General features: G+C 41.4%; 18 protein-coding genes. 14 read left to right on the forward strand and 4 right to left on the reverse strand.

Annotated features, from left to right (window positions below; all coding sequences use genetic code 11):
• Window positions 1–9 precede the first annotated feature (9 nt).
• The 7 genes from NH153_RS13060 to NH153_RS13090 all read left to right on the forward strand — a co-directional run bounded on the left by NH153_RS13060 (window position 10) and on the right by NH153_RS13090 (window position 4,872).
• A complete protein-coding gene (locus NH153_RS13060; RefSeq protein ID WP_063704570.1) occupies window positions 10–630 on the forward strand; it encodes an L-threonylcarbamoyladenylate synthase in 621 nt (206 codons plus the stop codon).
• A gap of 41 nt (window positions 631–671) precedes the next feature.
• Complete coding sequence (locus NH153_RS13065) at window positions 672–1,475, forward strand: segregation and condensation protein A (RefSeq protein WP_063706122.1); 804 nt, start codon at window positions 672–674, stop codon at window positions 1,473–1,475.
• A gap of 229 nt (window positions 1,476–1,704) precedes the next feature.
• Entirely contained in the window at window positions 1,705–2,067 is a 363-nt protein-coding gene (locus NH153_RS13070; protein WP_063704572.1) for a hypothetical protein, read from the forward strand.
• Between the two features lie 114 nt (window positions 2,068–2,181).
• Window positions 2,182–2,553: a hypothetical protein gene (locus NH153_RS13075; RefSeq protein ID WP_063704574.1), complete on the forward strand. Its 372-nt coding sequence runs from the start codon at window positions 2,182–2,184 to the stop codon at window positions 2,551–2,553.
• A gap of 53 nt (window positions 2,554–2,606) precedes the next feature.
• Window positions 2,607–3,458, forward strand: a complete 852-nt coding sequence (locus tag NH153_RS13080; RefSeq protein WP_063704576.1) for a GNAT family N-acetyltransferase — start codon at window positions 2,607–2,609, stop codon at window positions 3,456–3,458.
• A 279-nt stretch (window positions 3,459–3,737) separates the two neighbouring features.
• Complete coding sequence (locus NH153_RS13085) at window positions 3,738–4,292, forward strand: cytochrome b (protein WP_063704578.1); 555 nt, start codon at window positions 3,738–3,740, stop codon at window positions 4,290–4,292.
• A gap of 1 nt (window position 4,293) precedes the next feature.
• Complete coding sequence (locus NH153_RS13090) at window positions 4,294–4,872, forward strand: YceI family protein (RefSeq protein WP_063704580.1); 579 nt, start codon at window positions 4,294–4,296, stop codon at window positions 4,870–4,872.
• Between the two features lie 61 nt (window positions 4,873–4,933).
• Here the strand turns inward: NH153_RS13090 and NH153_RS13095 are convergent, their stop codons facing one another.
• On the reverse strand, window positions 4,934–5,797 hold the full coding sequence (locus NH153_RS13095; RefSeq protein WP_063704582.1) for a TIGR02285 family protein: 864 nt from the start codon (window positions 5,795–5,797) through the stop codon (window positions 4,934–4,936).
• 113 nt (window positions 5,798–5,910) lie between these two features.
• The gene (locus tag NH153_RS21860) at window positions 5,911–6,078 is read right to left on the reverse strand and encodes a hypothetical protein (RefSeq protein ID WP_165381452.1); all 168 of its coding nucleotides are present in this window, start codon (window positions 6,076–6,078) and stop codon (window positions 5,911–5,913) included.
• A gap of 362 nt (window positions 6,079–6,440) precedes the next feature.
• On the opposite strand from NH153_RS21860, the gene NH153_RS13105 reads away from it, so the two are divergent.
• From NH153_RS13105 to icd, 6 genes are all read left to right on the forward strand, one after another.
• On the forward strand, window positions 6,441–7,016 hold the full coding sequence (locus NH153_RS13105) for a dienelactone hydrolase family protein (RefSeq protein WP_063704584.1): 576 nt from the start codon (window positions 6,441–6,443) through the stop codon (window positions 7,014–7,016).
• Window positions 7,017–7,061: 45 nt separating this feature from the next.
• Window positions 7,062–8,009, forward strand: coding sequence for an acetoacetate decarboxylase (locus NH153_RS13110; RefSeq protein ID WP_082874067.1), 948 nt, complete (start codon window positions 7,062–7,064; stop codon window positions 8,007–8,009).
• A 2-nt stretch (window positions 8,010–8,011) separates the two neighbouring features.
• Complete coding sequence (locus tag NH153_RS13115; protein ID WP_063704588.1) at window positions 8,012–10,243, forward strand: NAD(P)-binding protein; 2,232 nt, start codon at window positions 8,012–8,014, stop codon at window positions 10,241–10,243.
• Window positions 10,244–10,385: 142 nt separating this feature from the next.
• Window positions 10,386–12,650 (forward strand): TonB-dependent receptor, encoded by a 2,265-nt coding sequence (locus tag NH153_RS13120; protein WP_240494375.1) that lies wholly within the window; start codon window positions 10,386–10,388, stop codon window positions 12,648–12,650.
• Between the two features lie 37 nt (window positions 12,651–12,687).
• Window positions 12,688–15,369 carry a 7TM diverse intracellular signaling domain-containing protein gene (locus tag NH153_RS13125; protein ID WP_063704590.1) on the forward strand — a complete coding sequence of 894 codons (2,682 nt, stop codon included), beginning with the start codon at window positions 12,688–12,690 and terminating at the stop codon, window positions 15,367–15,369.
• 92 nt (window positions 15,370–15,461) lie between these two features.
• The gene (gene icd / locus NH153_RS13130; protein WP_063704592.1) at window positions 15,462–16,727 is read left to right on the forward strand and encodes an NADP-dependent isocitrate dehydrogenase; all 1,266 of its coding nucleotides are present in this window, start codon (window positions 15,462–15,464) and stop codon (window positions 16,725–16,727) included.
• 5 nt (window positions 16,728–16,732) lie between these two features.
• On the opposite strand, the gene NH153_RS13135 is transcribed toward icd, so the two are convergent.
• Both NH153_RS13135 and NH153_RS13140 read right to left on the reverse strand, forming a co-directional pair.
• Complete coding sequence (locus tag NH153_RS13135) at window positions 16,733–17,176, reverse strand: hypothetical protein (protein WP_063704594.1); 444 nt, start codon at window positions 17,174–17,176, stop codon at window positions 16,733–16,735.
• A gap of 111 nt (window positions 17,177–17,287) precedes the next feature.
• Window positions 17,288–18,235 (reverse strand): LysR family transcriptional regulator, encoded by a 948-nt coding sequence (locus NH153_RS13140; RefSeq protein WP_063704596.1) that lies wholly within the window; start codon window positions 18,233–18,235, stop codon window positions 17,288–17,290.
• Window positions 18,236–18,340: 105 nt separating this feature from the next.
• On the opposite strand from NH153_RS13140, the gene aceK reads away from it, so the two are divergent.
• Window positions 18,341–20,170, forward strand: coding sequence for a bifunctional isocitrate dehydrogenase kinase/phosphatase (gene aceK / locus NH153_RS13145; RefSeq protein ID WP_063704598.1), 1,830 nt, complete (start codon window positions 18,341–18,343; stop codon window positions 20,168–20,170).
• Window positions 20,171–20,189: the final 19 nt, after the last annotated feature.

The raw sequence follows: 20,189 nt of genomic DNA on the forward strand, positions 1-20,189 counted from the left end.
GAGCGTGTAATGAGTCAGTTTTTTCATATTCATCCAGATAATCCGCAACCACGCTTAATCAGCCAAGCGGTTGATATTATTAAGCAGGGCGGTGTTATTGTATACCCAACCGATTCGGGTTACGCACTTGGTTGCAGCATTGGTAATAAGCAAGCAAAAGAGCGCATCGAACGTATTCGTGGCATTGAAAAACACCATAACTTTACTTTGGTCTGCCGTGACTTATCGGAACTATCTACCTATGCTCGCGTTGATAATCAGTTATTCAGATTGATTAAAAATAACACCCCAGGGCCTTATACATTCATCTTTAAAGGCACTAAAGAAGTACCAAAGCGTTTATTAAACGAAAAGAAAAAAACCATTGGTATTCGTGTTATCGAACACCCAATCACCTGCGCTTTATTGGCTGAATTAGGTGAGCCGTTAATGTCGTGTTCTTTAATTTTACCGGGTGAGCAATATACCGAGGCTGATCCTGATGAAATTCGCGATCGCATTGAAAAGCAAGTTGATTTAATTATTCATGGTGGTTATCTTCCTGAACAGGCAACCACAGTAATTGATTTGTCAGATGATAGCATCGAAATCTTACGTGTCGGTTGTGGTGATACCAAACCATTTGAGTAGAGACTTCATTGACTAGCCCAGAGCTTGACGCGCCAGATAATTTGCAAGAGCCAGTACAGCAAAAGCTGCCACTGGCTTTTTTGCATGGCAAAGCAGTGGTTGATAAACCTGAAGATTTATATATTCCCCCCGATGCGCTAGAGATCATTTTAGAAACCTTTGAAGGTCCTCTCGATTTACTTCTGTATTTAATCAAAAAACATAAACTCGATGTGCTAGAGCTCTCTATTTTTAGTATTACTGAGCAATACGTGAGTTATGTTGAAATGATGAGCGAGTTTCAGCTTGAGCTGGCAGGTGAATACCTTGTGATGGCGGCGCTATTAGCACAAATTAAATCACGATTATTATTACCAAAACATGAAGAGCTTGAAGAGGAAGAAGACCCACGAGCTGAGCTTGTCAGACGTTTACAAGAATACGAACAATTTAAAAAAGCCGCAGAAAATCTTGATGAGATCCCTCGCGAAGGCCGCGATATTTTTGTTGCCGAAGCACTGGTGCCAGAATTCAGTGAGCGTGAGGTACTGTTACCTGACGTTGACATGAAAGACTTGTTAGTTGCGCTAAGCGACGTTATGGCCCGAGCTAAAACATTTGAACACCATCATATTACCGCAGAAGCCTTATCGACCCGTGAACGGATGAGCTTAATCTTAGATAAACTCTCAGAGGCTCAATCACAGCTGCCTTTTAGCACTCTTTTTACGGTAGAAGAGGGCAGAAGTGGTGTTGTAGTAAGCTTTATCGCCATGTTAGAGCTGGTGAAAGAAAACCTGATCAGCTGCTTTCAGGTAGATGCCAATAGCCAGATTTATGTTGGTTTGGTGGAAGAAAGCGAATAGCTGGAAGTTAATAGTTAGAAGCTTTAAGCGGTAAGTTTTAAGTTTCAAAGTTGTGACTTCTTTCATGCCAAGTGGCTATCATCAGTGAAGAAGTAGCTCGTCACGAAAATTTGCTTCATATGCGAATAAAACACTTAACTTACAGAGTGTTAAACAATTGCGCCAAGTCTCAGTACCTGATAAGTTGGTTTTCCCATTTTGGGGTAAGCCAACTATTAAGGAAAATATAATGAAAAAGTTAGGAATGGTACTGTTATCTCTCGCTGCATTTGGTGCCTCAGCTGCAGAAAGTTTGCAATTAGACCTTAACCTTTATTTGAATAATCAACTTGTAAAAACGCACGTTGTTAAAACTGAAGAAGACAAAACTGAAACAGTGACTGCAGATGATATTCTTAAATTTGATGTAACCCCTACATTGTACGACCAAACTGTGGCACTAACATCAGCACTCTATAAATTTGAAAATGGCTCTTACAATAAATTTCAAGAACCTAAGTTAATGGTAAACCTTAACGAACCTGCAACGATTGAGGTTGGAACGGAGGGTGTTGAAGTGTATAGGATTGAAATAACAGCAAGTAAAATATAATTGCTAACTATCTACTCAGGTGTTTATTGAAAATACTAAACACCGAGTAGTGCAAGAAATCATTAAAATGACTGGGATAGAGGTTTTACAAAGATTCTAGTTTAAGAGATTACTATGAAAGCTTTATCACTAATAATTTTATCTATAATGATTCTGTTGGCTGCAACTTACTTATATATTAATCGTGATCAACAGATTAGGGTTGATCTCATTCCTCCAGAGTTTGAGTTTTGCGAAACAATAATAACTGAGGGCGATCTTGCGTATGACGAGCTGAAAAAGGTATTAGTCAAACACAAGGATGGTTGGAAAACATCTTATGCTAGTTTTGTCCCAGGGCGAACGTATGATTCACCAGCATTTAAAGTAAATGTTATAGGTAATGGGGGAGTGGTCGTATCCTACAAAACAGATGATGATTATCCTCAGTTTACTAAATTTATAAAATATGATTGGTCAACTAGCTGTGAGAAGTATCACAAGTAAACAGCTATAAAAACGATAGACTTATAACTATCTCAATTTTTTAAGGAAAGCAGATGCAGAGTAAACACTTTACAATCAAAACCATGACCAAAAAGGAAGTCGAACTCATGATTGATTGGGCTGCAGCAGAAGGTTGGAATCCAGGCCTTAATGATGCAGAGTGTTATTTTGCAGCTGATCCTGAAGGATTTCTAGTTGGTTTTCTAGACGATGAGCCTATCGCTACAATTTCTGCCATTAATTACCACGATGTATTTGGCTTTATTGGTTTCTACATTGTTAAACCCGGTTACCGTGGCAAAGGTTACGGAATACAAATCTGGAATGCCGCGTTAAAACGCCTTGAAGGGTTGAATATCGGCCTTGATGGTGTGGTGGAACAGCAAGAAAACTATAAAAAGTCTGGTTTTAATCTGGCTTATCGCAATATCCGTTTTGCAGGAGTAGGAGGTGGTAGGTCACCGCAAAATGCAGATATTGTAGATCTTAATGCTGTGCCATTCGAAATTATTGACGCATACGAACAGGCTTTTTTCCCGGTAAATAGGGCAAACTTTACTAAAGCGTGGTTAAGCCAACCCCAGTGCGATGCCTTTGGCGTAATGCAAAATGGGGAATTAGCAGGATACGGCGTTATTCGCAAATGTCAGAATGGCTTTAAAATTGGTCCTCTATTTGCCGACTCACCAGAAATGGCTGAATCTCTATTTCTAGCTTTAAAATCTAAAGTGGGTGCCTCTGACGCTATTTTCCTTGATACGCCAGAAATCAATCAAGCTGCTGTTGCTTTAGCACAAAAGTACAACATGCAGGTGTCATTTGAAACCGCCAGAATGTATACCAACGACTCTCCGAGTTTGCCATTAAACCGTATTTTCGGTGTTACTTCTTTTGAAATCGGCTGAGTTTATTGGGGTGAGCGATTAATCGGTTGTGAGAAAACTAAAAATTTATCACGTTAAGAATTAGACGCTTTTATTAACGAGGATTCATACTACTGCTAGCACCTAGCACCTAGCACCTAGCACCTAGCACCTAGCACCTTCTTTTTTCTTTCCCCTTACAACTTTCCTCTTTCCCTGGGTGTGCATATACGCACAGAAGCTGTTCGTTTTACGCTATTTTAATTATATAAGCCGTCATTTAAGATGTATCTAGTTTCACGATTCTCATGGGAAATGAGTATGTTAAAGAATTCAAAGTCAAGTTATGGCTGGGTGGCCATCTTAGTGCACTGGTTAATGGCACTTGGGGTATTTGGTTTGTTTGGCTTAGGCGTTTATATGGTTGAGCTGACTTATTACGACGCTTGGTACAAAGGCTCTTTGGACTTGCATAAAAGCGTGGGTATTACCTTAGCGGCATTGTTGTTGTTTCGATTTGGTTGGCGCTTATTAGGTACTCAACCTGAGCCTGTTGCAGGTAGCTCACAAGCAATGAATCATGTTGCTCACTCAGTCCATAAACTAATTTATTTAGCTTTAATCGTCATTGTGACATCTGGCTATTTAATCTCTACGGCTGATGGCCGTGAAATTGACGTATTTAATTTATTTGCTGTGCCGGCATTACCAGAGTCGGTGGCGAACCAAGAAGATATTGCAGGTAAAATTCACTTTTATGCCGCGTATGGGCTAATAGCTGTCGTTGTTTTACATGCTTTAGGGGCACTAAAACATCATTTTATCGATAAAGATAAAACCTTAATTAGAATGATCAAACCATTGAAGGATGATTAACATGAAAAAATTACTATTAGGCACAGCACTAAGTGCTGCACTTTTCTCAACAGCAAACGCAAATGCAGCTGACTACGTTATTGATACAGACGGTGCCCACGCATTTGTTACATTTAAAATTAAGCACTTAGGTTACAGCTGGTTACATGGTCGTTTTAATACTTTCTCAGGTGATTTTAGCTATGACGATAAAGCGCCAAATGCGTCTAAAATTAATGTAACGATTGAAACTAAAAGCATCGACTCAAACCATGCTGAGCGTGACAAGCACTTACGCAGCAAAGATTTCTTAAATGTTGATAAATACCCAACTGCAACATTTAAAAGTACCTCAATCAAATTTGATGAAGAGGGTGATGAAGCAGATGTAACAGGTGAATTTACCTTAAATGGTGTGACTAAAACCATTACTTTTGAAATTGATAAAATTGGTGAAGGTAAAGATCCATGGGGTGGTTACCGTGTTGGTTTTGAAGGTGAAACAAGCCTAAAACTAGCTGACTTTGGTATCGACTACAATCTTGGCCCTGCTTCAACGCATGTTGATATTGGTTTATTTATTGAAGGTGTGCGTAAGTAAGCACCATTCATACGACCACCAATTCGCTTTATTCTCGGATTGGTCAATATAAAAGTGCCGCTCAATGAGCGGCACTTTCGTTTCTATCTTTTAACCTCTTTTCTAAAATTGGTTGCAAATTATCCGGTAGCCAGCGTACTAAAACGTCATGAAAAGCATCTGTATGCGCTATTTTTTCAAGGGTTTCATCTAATAATTTTGCTGTTTCTTTACCTTGTTCGTTGTTTGTACAACCTATGTAACCAACACTTAATGCAGGTGCTTCAGTGAGTGACAGTTGGGTCAATTCATCTTCAAAGCCCATAGAATGCGCCAAATAGTAATGCTCGCTTGGGTAGCCAAGTAATATATCAATACGCTTTTTTTGTAGCATATAAGTCAAGCTTGCGAGGGTGTCTCTACCAGGGCGTGAGATGATATTTGAATCATGGCTTTCGTTAATCACGCTATCAATATCGGCGCCAAAAGAGCGGCTCATTGATACCCCTAATGCCAAGTGTTTATCGTCTAATAACGATTTTAAGGACACTGGTTTTGTGACGTCTAACTCAAGCTTTGCGGCTAACTCTTTACGTATGGCAATGGAGGGTGATAAACCCACTGTTGATGAGTGTTTCGTAAACTGAATATGCTGCTTACGGTGTTCGTTTTGATACAACGACAGCATACAGTAATTGTTGTGCGGGTTTGATAGTTCATGCACGGCACGACTAGCCGGCAATAAAGTGCGTTTAAATGACACTTCAGGGAGTGCTTTTTCTAGTAATTTGATCACACTTTCATCACGACCTGTGCCTTCGTACTTATCATTCATGATGTAGTAGGGGGCAAAATCGACCATGATCCACTCAATGGTCTTCGGTTGCTTGGTTGCAGCAACGGGCAGGCAAAAAAGTAATAGTAAAATAGACCACACACAACGCATTTTTACTACCTATTTATGGGCTAAAAATATAAGTGTAGCAGGAATTTAGCTATATGCAGGCTGGTGGTGAAAACTAAAACGCCAGCTTGTTGGCTGGCGTTTATCGGTAGGGTTTAGTTGGCTTTTAACCACTTCACAAATTGGCGTGCATCACTGGCCTTTTGGAAGATGGCATTTTTTAAGCCCTGCGTGTCACTAAAAATTACACGCTGTTTATTTACCGAGATTGATTGCACTGGATGTGCGATCTGGATCAAAGATCCGTTGTATTTATATGACATAATAAAACTCACTCTTTCTTTTGTCAGTGTCTGTAGAGCTTTAAAAGGCATTTAAAAATACAGACCGACATTTGTTGTCTTGCTAACAGTGTTGACTAAGTTTGTGACAGTTTGGTGATGATTTGAAAATTCATCGAAATGTCATTTAGCAAACAAGCTGCAAGTATTTATACGAATATGCGGGAATTACTGGATCAAGGTAAGGGGTTAACCGCGTGGTTTCTAAAAACCAGACAAGTAGATTACTGTAAGAATTAACTAAGCGCAAGGTTTATTTTTTAAACATCAAAAATAATTTCTGGATGTTTAACAGAAACAGGCGTATTGTGATTAGGCACAAAATAACAATAAGAAGTATGCTTATGAATTACCTTTTGGTGTCAGATATATTTGGTAAAACAGCGCATTTATCGCTGCTTGCTCAGCAGCTTCGCGGTAAAGTGAGTCTTTGCGATCCCTATTTAGGAGAAATTCAGCTCCCTATAAACGAGCAGTTTCAATATCAGCATTTTATTACTCATTGCGGTCATGATAGTTATTTTGAACGGGTGCATGTCAAAATGGCCGCTATTCGTCAGCCAACCACCATTATTGCATTTAGTGCAGGCGCAGCGGCTGTTTGGCGAGCTCAAGCAGAGTTAAAAAATTCATTCATTAAAAAAATTATTGCCTTTTATCCATCCCAAGTCAGGCATCATCTTGAGCTTGAAGCCAAAGTCCCTTGCCGATTTATTTTTCCTCACAGTGAAGAACATTTTGATATAAAGCCTGTGATTGCAACATTAAAAAGTAAAGCGAAGGTGAGCTGTGAAATAGCCGACTTTGGACATGGTTTTATGAATCCATTATCTGAAAATTTTAATCAGCTTGGCTATCAGCAATTTACAGAACAACTGTTAAAAGAAAGTTGTCATCTAGAAGTTGCCACCAACCATTAAAAACTAGTCTATAGTCATTACTAAACAATAATATAAGTAATGACTATGACGGACCAATCAAATTACAGCCACTTCTTATCTAACCCGGTTGCTAAACCACCTTGTCGAATGATCAATGCGCAAATGTACGGATTTTTTGTTGCTGGGTGTGAGCAAAAAATGCAGCAGTATGTTGATGCAACTTTAAATTTATTAGCAACCGAATCAACCTCGTTTAATGTGTTAGGGAGCACGTGTTTACTTACCTTCACTGATATCGAAAAAATTTCTTCGTTAACGCCACCGTTTTCAGAGCATGGCTGGATGCAAGAAACTGATATTATTATTTGGCTCCCAGTAGCAAAAATGCAAGGTGGAGATATTAGTCATTTATATTGGTATCCGGCATTTATTAGCGTCAATAACATTTATGCTTTGATTAATGGCCGAGAAGCCTGGGGCTACAATAAATACCTGTGTGAATATCAAATGCCTGCGACTGTGAGTGATGCGGGCGCCTTTAGTATTTCTTTAGAATGTTTTGATGTGTTTAACCCAGACTCTAAATTAGCAATGCATGAGCTATTAACCATTGAGCAAACACAGGCAAGTACCAAGGAAAACCTACTCGATAACTTATCGCATTTTTCTAAACACGTTACCGATTTGTTTGATGCGCAAATTAAAGGCATTGATTTATCGCTTCTTAAACAATTGTTAGACGGGTTTATTCATCCGCAGATGGATCAGATTTTGTTTAAACAATTTCCCGATGGCCAAGGAGATAAAGCCGTTTATCAAAGCGTGGTTCACTCACCATCGTTAATCAAAAAAATTCACCAATTAAAACTTTTACACAATGATTTTAGTTTGGATGTAAAAGCTCTTGCGAGCTTTCCTCTGAATGACATGTTTGGCATTGCACTTGGCAAACAAGCGGTTCATTTACCTTTTTACGTCAATATGGACTTTGATCAGCTTGGCGCAACACAACTGTTACCAGTACAGGGGTAACCATGGAAAAAGAAAAAATCACCATTGTCGGTGGCGGTGTTGCAGCGATGACTGCGGCAGTGTATCTAACCGAGCAAGCTAATTGGCAAAGCCAGCGCGAGATTACCGTTTATCAACAGGGTTGGCGCCTTGGCGGTAAAGGGGCGAGTGGCCGAAACGCCCATTTTGGACAGCGAATCGAAGAGCATGGTTTGCATGTTTGGTTTGGCGCCTACGTGAATAGCTTTCGCACCTTAGAAGGGGTGTATAACTCACTCAATCGACCTGCTAGTTGTTCATTGGCTACTTGGCAGCAGGCATTTAAACCACACAGTTTTATTGCCTTACAAGAGTTTATTGATAACGAATGGCAAACTTGGCCGATAGATTTTCCTACCGTTGAAGGGAACCCCGCTGATGGCAGCCTCGATATAACAGTGTGGGACTTTGTCACCATGACATTAGCATGGCTAAAAAAATGGACCGAAGGCATTGAACATGTTTGTCAGCAGCAAGACGCTAAAACCACTTTAGTGACTAAAAAGTCACGGGATCAATCGTTACTCAAACACATGTATCAAGAAATCAAAGCAGACATTGATACCCATTTAAGTGGCGCAAAGCAATTCATCGATGATATTGAAGCAGGCGCAACTGAAATTGCCTCGAACCCACGAACATTGATAACTCATTTGCTGCAGTTCACCGAAAAGCAGGCCACCCATACAGATAAACAGGCCGATCGACTGGTTATTTGGTATATCGTCAGAAAGTTAAAACGGTGGTTTAAAGACCAAGTTATTGATTTACTCGATGACAACCCAGAGCTGCGCAGACTTTATATTTGTGCCGATCTTGCGATTGCAATGCTCACAGGACTGATTAAAGACAAAGTATATCGCGACGGTTTTGGTGTCATTAATTGCTACGATTTTCGTCAGTGGCTCGAAAAAAATGGTGCTAACAAAACTTACAGTGTCGATTCAGCGCCAGTGCGCGGCTTTTATGATTTGGTGTTTGCTTACCCGAAAGGTGACTTTAATAAACCTAATGTTGAAGCCGGCGTTGCCGCCCTTGCTATGTTACGTATAGGGCTTTGCTATAAAGGCGGCGTGATGTGGAAAATGCAAGCAGGCATGGGCGATGTCATTTTCGGTCCAATTTATGAGCTTTTAAAGCAGCGCGGCGTTAAGTTTAAGTTTTTCCATCAGTTAACTAACTTATCTGCTGGGCAAACTGACCAAGGTGAGCCGCAGGTAAGTGAGATTGAGCTTTGCCAACAGGTCAGTTTAGTTGGCCAAGACTATGAACCGCTCATAGATGTAAAACAGCTGCCATGCTGGCCAAGTGAACCCCTGTATGAGCAAATCAGCCCTGAACAAGCGCACTTATTGCAAGAATATCAAATCAATTTAGAGTCATTTTGGAGTAATTGGCCCGAGGTGTATCAAGAACACTTTAGTACTCCATTGCCAACAGTGACGCTTCGCCATGGTATTGATTTTGATACATTGATTTTAGGTGTGTCGGTTGCCTCACTTGAACACGTTGCCTCTGAACTTTTAGCTGTAGATTACGCGCTTTCTCAACAAGCAACAAAAGTGCAAAGTGTGGCGACTCAGGCTTGCCAAGTATGGTTGAATAAAACCGACCCACAACTTGGCTTTACGCAAACTAATGCTGCTCACGAAGGGCCTATTTTAAGTGGCTTTGTCGAGCCGTTTGATACCTGGGCGGCAATGGGTAACTTACTCGATAAAGAAGATTGGCCAAGTGAAAATGCGCCTGTGAACATTGCCTATTTTTGCAGTGCGTTTAGCTGCGAAAACTACCCACCTGCCAGTGCACATCAATTCCCAGAGCAAATGAAAGCCGAAGTAAAATTGAATATGCATAATTTGTTTAGCGCAGATATGCGGCCACTTTGGCCTGAAGCCTATATTGATAACAAGTTTGATTGGCAGGTTTTTTACAGTGATCCGCATAGCATTTTACCAGTTCTTGAGCAGCAATATTGGCGCGTTAATGTCGATCCTAGTGAGCGCTATGTCTTATCTGTGGTTGATTCGAGTAAATACCGCCTGGCTACAGATGGCAGTCAGTTTGTCAATTTGCGCATCACTGGCGACTGGATAAAAACCGGCGTTAATGCAGGCTGTGTTGAGGCTGCTGTGATGGCCGGTATGCAAACAGCGCGGGCAATATGTGGTTGGCCAAGCGAAATCAGCGGAGAGCATGCATTCGAAAAAGGTTAGTGTGAATAAAGGTGTAAAAAAGTATGCGTATAAGTCACGAAATTTCATGATTTATATGCGACTTTAATCTATTGTTTGGTCTATACTTACCACTAAATTACAACAATTTAACAAGTTTCCCTCTTTTAAGGTCTAAAAGCCAATGAAGCGTCCTTTTCTTAAAGATCCTAAGCTTATGATGTTGTCGAGCACCAGCTTGGCGGCATGTGTAATGGCAAGCGCTGTTGCACAAGGAGCTGAGACTGAAAAAGACATGGAAGTTATTAGCGTTTATGCACAAAAGCGTCCGCAAGCAATTGAAGACGTGAGTGTAGCGGTAAGCCAAGTGGATGGCGAAATTTTAAAAGCTCAGCATTTTAAAGATTCAACTGAAATTGGTTTGTTTGCGCCAAACGTTAAAATTACCCAAAACGCTGCAGAGGGGACGCCTCCCGCTGTGAGCATCCGTGGGGTGGGGTTACTTGATTATAATACGGCGAATACTTCACCTGTTGCCATGTATCTTGATGGCGTTGCGGTGGGGTCTGCTAATAATCAAATTGTTAACTTGTACGATATTGAACAGCTCGATATTTTACGGGGCCCGCAGGGTACCTTGTTTGGTCGTAATTCTACCGGTGGTGCAATACTTATACGCTCAAATCGCCCTGAGTTTTATAGCTATGGCGCGTTGACATTAGGTGTTGCCAATAACAACGCCACCAGCGTTGATGGTGTGTGGAACCAACAACTATCAGATTCTAGTGCATTGCGAATTGCGGTTAACTATCAAGACTACGAATACTCAACAAATAATATCTATGCAGACTCGCCAACAGCAGGCATGGAGCAAAAAAATGCCCGTGTGTCTTTTTTGTCTGAGTGGGATAACGTTGATCTTTACCTGCAAGCACATATTGAAGATTGGGATGGTATTGCCCAGCCTGTAGGCAATATTGGTGTTGTCGCAAACCCTTTAACGGGTGAGTTGTGTTCACCTGCAGATGCAGGGTCAACGCGCTGTTTTGATAACTTTGGTTTTAATGACGGCAGTGATGATTTTTTTGCAGTGAGCGTTAACAATGACTCACCTCATAAATCTGATGGTTATGGCTTTATTGCTGAACTGAATTGGCATTTAAACGAGCAAAGTACTTTTACTTCTCTCTCGAGCTTTAACGATCTCGAAAGAAGCCACGCTTTTAACTGCGATGGCTCGCCAGCTCGTTTGTGCGAAGGGGTATTAGGGTTAGATACTCAACTTTTTAGCCAAGAATTCAGATTATTAAACGAATTTGCTGATTACACACTCACCAGTGGTGTTTATTTTGCCGATGAGACGATTGAGCAAGATAATTTAAATGATATTTTGCGCGATTTCCGCGGCATTTTACCGACAAACTTAACCGCGACCTTTATCTACGATAACGAAATCAAGATGCAAAATTTGGCAGTATTTAGCCAAATTGAAGTGCCTGTCGCAGATAAATGGATGATTACAGCAGGCCTTAGATATGACTATGAGTCACTTGATTATGACTCAATCGCCACGTTAAATGCGGTGGTTGATGTGAACGACTTAGACGGAGTGCTTGTACCATTTTATCGCGTTACCGATGAGCAATCAGATAACGGCTTTAGCGGCCAATTTGCCGTTAATTATCGCTATTCAGATACAAGCAATCTTTACTATCGTTTTGCAAATGGTAGTAAAAGTGGCGGCTACAATGGTGGCTTTTTGTCATCTGAAGAACAAGCAATCTTGGCAAACTATGGCAAAGAGCGCTTAAATGCCCATGAAATTGGCTTAAAGTCGTTCTGGCCAGGGAAGCAACTTAGAATTAATTGGGCGGCGTTTTACTATGACTATAACGACCAACAAGTGTTTATGAATCAAGCCTCAGAAACACCGCAAATGCCCCCAGTGCAATTACTTGAAAATGTGGCTGACTCAACTATTTATGGCCTTGAAACTGAAATTAATTACCAAGCAACTAAACAATTAGCCATGCTACTTTCAGTTGGCTATATCCCTCATGCTGAATTTGAAGAATACGTTGACCCACTTGGCAACAGTATTACCGATAACCAACTGCCGTTTACCTCTAAATGGAATGTATCAGCGGGATTAAAATACGATACCAGCTTGGCGTCGTATCCGTTATCGGCCAACATCATTTACGATTATCAGTCTGAGTTTTATTTTGACCAGAACATGAACCCATATGCCCGCCAAGACGGCTTTAGCATTGTTAATGCGAATCTAAAATACGATGTTGAAAATTGGTCATTTACTTTATGGGGCAAAAATTTATTTGATACTGAATACAGTCAGTTAAAGTTCGATTTAAGCTCGTTCCTAGGCATGCTTGAAGACTTTAAAGGGGAAGGGCGTCGCTATGGCTTTGATGTTTCACTGCAATTCTAGTCGTTGCCATCTCCAAAATGGTACAGGGGTTTTGTGAATGCGGTTAAAGCTGTATTTAAGTACTCTGCTGTTTTTATTGCTATTGAGTGTTTCGGCTAATGCACAACAGACGTTTGTCTACACTGATGCTGTGGCTGATCAAAACCTTCATGATGTTGGTGAAGTGTTTACGGCAAACGATAATATGTTTCCGCAATCGGTGGCTGCGATTGATGCTTGGCAAGCAAGCAAAAAACCGCAATCTCGAATAAGCTCGGTTGGCGGTAGTTATTGGTTAATTGTTGAAATTGAAAATCTAAGTGATATCGAAGATTTAGTGCTTTATCCGTATAACACCTTGGTTTCGAAAATAGAAAGCCGCATTTACGATATAACTGATCCAACAGCCCCGATACAGCACTTTGTAACCGGTGGGGTCGAGGCGAATCAATTTGCTTTTCACTATGGTAATCGCTTATCTCTTGAAAAAGGTAAGCAATATACGCTTATCACTTATTTTGAGAGTGACTACTTTTATACTCCCGCAAAACTGGTATTAACGCCTTATCAAGATTATTTTCAAAACATAACCATTGAAAATATGATCATGATGCTTTGCTTTGGGGTGGGTATTGCACTTGGTTTATATAACTTATTAATTTACTTGGTTTCTCGTGATGTCACACACCTTTACTACGCGCTATTTACTGCATCCTGGGTGTTTGCTTGGAGCCATTTTTTCCATATTTCTGATCAGCTGTTTGGTTACTATAATCCTCATCTTCATTGGCTCGGCTTTGCCCTCACACCCTTAACCAATATTCTGTTTTACAACAACCTACTCAAACTTAAAGAGACATTTCCCAAACTGGCGCAATTATCCCTGACGGTGGGTGTAATCGCTACTCTGGGTATTCCGTTTTGTATTTTATGGCCAAGCTTTGGTTTTTATTGGTCAACGTTAGTCACCGGTGTCGCTTTATGTTTAGGCTTATACATAGGTATACGCTGTATGCTCATTGGCTTTAAGCCAGCACGCTATTTTGTGCTTGCTTACATTGCCATGATGCTACCGAATATGGTCGGAAATTTAACTAATTTAGGCTTGCTGCCTGCAACCTCCATTAATTTATATTTATTGGGTTTGATAGGCACTGCCATGGACGCCATGTTGCTGGCTTTTGCTGTTGCCGATAAGTTTAGGTTGCTTCACGATGACAACGTAGAGCTCAACAAAAACCTTGAAGAAAAAGTCCATTTAAGAACGTTGGAGCTTGAAGAACTCGCCTCAGAGCTTCGCGATGCCAATGAAGCTAAAAGCCGTTTTTTAGCGAATATCAGTCATGAAATTCGTACTCCAATGACATCAATCATTGGCTATGCAGATGGCATTATGCTCGGGGACATTAAGCCTCATGAGCGCAACCATGGGATTGGGGTTATTTTGCAAAATAGCCGTCATGTTCTTGGCTTAATAAACGATATACTTGATATGTCGAAGATTGAAGCCAACAAGCTCGAGATTGATTTAGTCGAAACAGACTTGTTTGCCACGATTGCCAATATTGAGTCACTTATCGGCAAGCAAATTCGCGATAAGGGCTTAAAGTTCAGTGTTGATTACCAGTTCCCATTGCCAGACTACTTGATCACCGATCCGAGTCGTTTAAGGCAAATCTTATTAAACTTGACCACTAATGCCCTTAAGTTCACTCAAGTGGGGCGTATAACTTTAACGGTGAGCTGTCATAACGATAAGTTGTCGATAAGCGTAAAAGACACCGGTATCGGCATGACAGACAAAGAGCAACAAGCTTTGTTCAGTGCTTTTTATCAAGCGGATTCTAGTATTTCTCGCCAGTATGGCGGTACCGGGCTTGGCCTTAACATTTCAAAGAGCCTTGCGCAAAAATTGGATGGGGATATCAGCGTTAAAAGTAATGTCGGCTCTGGCAGTGAATTTATTTTCACTATGTCGGTGTACACCACAGATAACACACGTTGGCTCAATGACATGAGCGAAGTGAAGCTTATTGAAACCTCACCGTTTAGTAAGCTTGATGCGCCTCAAAATTTGAAGGGACGGGTATTACTTGCCGAAGACCATCCAGACAACCGACGTTTAATTGCGCGAATATTAGAGCGGATGGGGCTGACAGTGACCACCGTCGAAAATGGTAAAGACGCAGTGCAAGCAACCCTCGAAGACAGCTTTGACCTTATTTTGCTCGATATTCAAATGCCCATTATGGACGGTCAAGAGGCATTAAAAATGATGCAAGCAACCGGGGTTAGCGCGCCAATTATTGCATTGACAGCGAATACCATGAAGCATGAAATTGCCCGTTATATGAAGCAAGGCTTTAATGATTTAATAGCCAAACCAATTGATCGCAATGGCTTTAGTCATAAAATTGCCAGTTACTTAGATTGTGATGAGTTGGCCGATATCAAGTTACCTGAAAAAGAGTTTCAGGCGCTTAAAGATGACTATATAAAAGGTCTTGAAGAACAGTATCGAGAAATGCGCGAGCAATACAAAAATATGGATATAGATGGCTTAAGCAGAAATGTTCATATGCTCAAAGGTGCTGCGAATATGTTTGAGTGTGAAATGCTCTATGTTAAAGCCGTTGCAGTAGATACTGCGCTTAAAAAAGATACCGTCACGCTCGATACGCAGCTTATTGCTTCCTTATTTTGTGCTATGCAAGACGAAATAACCAAGGTAACGCATTGATTGCTTGAATAGCGGCTATTTCTTTGTAAGCACAGACAAATTAGCTATTTCTTGATATTAATATTGTCAAAACACCTTGCTGGGAAGGCATGATGCAGTATCAACATATTTCAGTACCCTCGAATGGCGCGCAAATTACGATTAATAGTAAGGGCCAATGGCATATTCCTGATAACCCGGTTATAGCTTACATTGAAGGCGATGGTGTGGGTCAAGATATAAGTCCGGTGATGCGTGATATTGTCGACGCTGCGGTGAAACATGCTTATCAAGGTGATAAACAAATACATTGGATGGAAGTATTCAATGGCGAAAAAGCAGCAGCGCTTTACGATGGCGACTGGTTCCCGCAAGAAACCCTACATGCCGTTAGACAGTATAAAATTGCAATCAAAGGGCCGTTAACAACCCCCCTTGGCGGAGGTTTTCGCTCATTAAATGTGGCTCTTCGTCATGAGATGGATTTATTCGTTAACATGCGGCCCATTCGCAGTTATCCGCATTTACCATCGCCCTTAAAAGAGCCTGAAAAAACCCAAATCACCGTAATACGCGACAGCTCAGAAGACGTTTACTCGGGCATTGAGTGGCAGGCTGGCAGTATTGACAACGAACGTATGCTTGATTTTCTGTGCCAAGAAATGGGGGTCACTCGACTTCGTTTTGATAACCAATGTGGCATTGGCATAAAAAATAGCTCGAAAGAGGCGGCAGAGCGACTAATGCGCTATGCCCTCAACTTCGCCCTTAAAGAGCACAGTGAATCACTGACGGTGGTGCACAAAGGCAATGTACTTAAATTTACCGATGGCGCCTTTAAACGTTGGGCATTTGCCCTTGCTGAGCAAGAGTTTAACGCTGTAGCGCATGAAAATGGTCGTTGGTTAGTGATCAAACGAGACGATCAAGATGATTTAATCATCAAAGAAGTCATTGCCGATAACATGCTACAACAAGCATTGCTCACCCCAGGGCAATTTGATGTGGTGGTAACAACCAATCAAAACGGCGATTACTTAGCTGATATGCTAACCGCACAAGTTGGTGGGGTAGGTATAATGCCTGCGGCAAACTTAAATAATGAAGTGGCTTTTTTTGAACCGACTCATGGCACATTTAATCGCATTGCCGGGGAAGACACTGCAAATCCAACAAGCAGCATTTTAAGTGCGGTCATGATGCTACGTTTTATGGGCTGGCACGAAGCGGCGAATAAAATAGAAAAAGCCCTAGAACAGACGCTTAGCGCAAATGAAATGACGTTTGATTTGGCTAACCTAGTAGCCGGTGCGACGATGCTTAGTTGCAGTGATTTTGCAAAAAGCATCATCGCTCGAATAAGTAACTCAAATAATTAACCATATTAAGCGGCATTGGCGCTTTTAACAGCGTAGACACATGGTTTGCCTGTTAGTTGTGCTGCACGTTGATAAATGTGTTCTGCACCAGGCTCGTTGCTTGTCATGCCTGTTAATGTGTCCATTAACGCAACCACTAAAATAGCCGGAACTTGGCAGCAGTATTCATCAAGTACTGCGGTTGTTGTTTGTGCATCAACATGACAATGCGGGTGAGTGCGTACTGAGCTATATGCTTTTAACAGCGTGTCTGCTTGTAAAACATCATCATCTTGATGTTTGGTTTTACGGCATTGGCAGCCAAACTCATCAACCATTGTTGCCAGCGTTTGGTAAATTTCTTCGCAAGCTAAATTGCTTTTTTTACAAAGCTGCTGCTCGATAAATGAGTGTAATTGACCATTGATGTAAAGGCCGTCCTGTTGAGTGAATTGCGCTGAAGTTTCCATAATCATTTTCTCTTTGTTTATGTGCTTAACTTCACTCTAGCCCTTCACTCATTATTTATGAAATTGTTGTTTTCAATAACTGATATTGATTTAATCAATATTATGTTGTTTTTAGCGATCAGCCACCGTACCGGCAAAGGCGAGTAGCTCTCTGCGCAGCCATTGGTGCGGGTTTGCGTGATGTAGCAAAGGGCTCCATAACATTTTTACTTCAATAGGCACGATTTGAAATGGCACTGGACTTATTACCAAATCAGTGTGTTTTGCTAATAACATGGCTTGGCGACGAGGTAATGTAGCGATAAGTTTTGGTGATTGGCACAGCAAACTTGCCACCATGTAATGGCGGGTAAATACACGAATATTGCGGGTTTGTTCTAGTTGCCATAATGCCTCGTCGACCCAGCCGAGTTTTTGGCTGCCGGATTTATTCGTTACGGCCGCTTCTACGCCCCAACCAGCCCGATTCACCCAAATGTGTTCTTGAGCAAGGTAGCCTTCAAGGTCTTGCCGTTGTAAGTAAGGGTTGTCTGGGTGTGTTAAACAGCAGTAATTGTCGCGCCATACACTGGCTTGGTGGAATGAGCGGGGCAGGCCGTTAAAGCGGTTAATGGCAAGGTCGATGGTGCCTTTTTCCATATCTTGAAGGTTAACATCACTTGGGCTCAAAATATCAAAATTAAGCCCCGGGTTCTTTGCTAGCTGCTGGGTGATAAACGGCGCAATAAGCGTTGATTCAAGGTAGTCGTTTGCCATGATCCGAAACGTTATATTCGCGGTACTCGGGTCGAATACTTCACTTGGCTGAGTAATTTCTTCGGCCATTTTTAATAGTGATTCTATCTCTGGTTTAAGGCTGAGCGCTTTTGCTGTTGGCGTCATTGTGCCAGCGGCTCTCACTAACAATGGATCATCAAACAAATCTCGCAAACGCTTCAGGGCGTTACTCATTGCAGGTTGAGTCAAAGCCAGTTTGTTGGCGGCTTTAGACACACTTTGTTCATCAATGAGGACATTTAAATACACCAATAGGTTGAGGTCGACGTGCCTAATATTCATTTGATCAATCTTATTTATTATCTTTATTAATTACCTAAATTAAAGCGCGCTTGCTATTGTGTGTAAACAAGGCGACTAAAATAATCAGCATAAGCGATAAAAATAATGCCACAGCAGAGTTCACATTTGGCTGTTAAATCACACAGCGAACAGTTAAATCAGGTCGTAGCGACTAAGCTTGCCCGTGCGGTGTATGCTGGCTTTGAGGCTATGTTTGCAGAGTTTTTAAATATAACTCTCGGCGCTCAAAGTCGCTTTGAGCAGCGCCAATGGCATCAAGTTCAAGGGGCTATGAAATCGCGATTGCAAGTTTACGAAGGGCAAGTCAAAAAGGTAAGCCAAGCGGTAAAAATTATTGCTTATAGCGAAGTAGACGACCCAGCGCTTTGGTTATTAGCCAAACAAATATACGCAGAAATGGTGCAAAGCCACGAAAACCAGCCCATTGCTCATACGTTTTTTAATTCAACCTTCGGCGCAATTTGGGACTCACGAAAAATCCGCAATGTGCACTTGTTTGTACTAAAAGCGCGCTATCAACTGGGGCCAAGGCCCTTTGATTCACTGGTTAGCCGCATTTCCCTGCAAAATGGCTTTGAAAGTGCCATCAGCAGCTTGATTAAACGCCATGTGTTTCGCTCACAATACGCTAACTTTGCTGATGATGTGGCCATGTTACAGCGCACCTTGATTGCTGGAGCACAACAACAATGCCCACAAGTTTATGAGCTGCTAGCTCTCAACGATGGCTATATTGAATACGCTAATTCTTTGTTTTTTAGAAATAAAGCCTGCTACATCATAGGCCGCTGTATTGCTAAAAACGGCGATAACATGCCATTTGCGATTGCGCTATTAAACAGTGAAAAAGGGTTGCACATTGATGCCGTGATGATGGGAGCTGATCAACTCAGCTTGTTGTTTGGCTTTGCGCGTACTTATTTTATGGTCGACACTGACCAACCCGCCCGATACGTTGATTACCTCAGTGTTTTAATGCCTCATAAGCAACGCTTTGAATTGTTCAATGCCATAGGCTTTATCAAACACGCGAAAACCGAGTTTTATCGTTACAAAGTTGATACTACGCGTAATAGCCCCGTTGACGATAAATACACACTTGCGCCGGGGACGCCGGGTATGGTGATGCTGGTATTTACCACCCCAGGCTCAGATTATGTGTACAAGGTAATAAAAGATAAATTTAGTGCGCCAAAAACGGCTACCAAACAGCAGGTGATGGCTAAATACGATTTTGTCAAACAAGCTGACCGAGTTGGCCGGCTAGTCGATACCCATGAATTTCGCTATTTAGCGTTTGATTTGAGCCGATTTAGTGAAGAGCTCATACAAACAATGCAACAGCAAATTGGTGACAGCCTTGTGATTTCGGGTAATGCACTTATTTTGCGCCATGTGTATGTAGAGCGCAAAATGACACCGCTTAATTTGTACATCAACGACTGTGATGAGCGAAAACTGCAGCAAGTAATGGTTGATTACGGTAAAGCAATAAAAGAGCTTGCGGGCGCTAATATCTTTCCCGGTGATATGCTGATGAAAAACTTTGGTGTAACTCGTTGGGGAAGAGTGGTGTTCTACGACTACGATGAAATTTGCCCTATGACAGAGTGCCAATTTAGAGAGCTGCCCAAAACCGAGGATTCATTAGATGAACTCAGTAGCGAAAGTTACTTTGATATCGCAGAAAACGACGTATTTCCGAGCCAGTTTAAAATCTTTTTTAGCGCCAATAAGCGGGCGTTTGATCACTTTAATGCTGCGCATCAAGATATTTTTACCGCCACAATGTGGCAGCAACTACAAACAGCTATAAACGATGGGCAATTGCTTGATGTTTATCCTTATAAGCAGTCTTGGCGCTTTTCTTCGATGAGAGCTCAAATGAAAAAATCTCAATCTATAACCGTTTAATAGGAACATAGTGTTAGCG

The sequence above is a fragment of the Pseudoalteromonas gelatinilytica genome, from assembly GCF_001641615.1.
In the GTDB taxonomy this organism is placed as follows: Bacteria; Pseudomonadota; Gammaproteobacteria; order Enterobacterales; family Alteromonadaceae; genus Pseudoalteromonas; species Pseudoalteromonas gelatinilytica.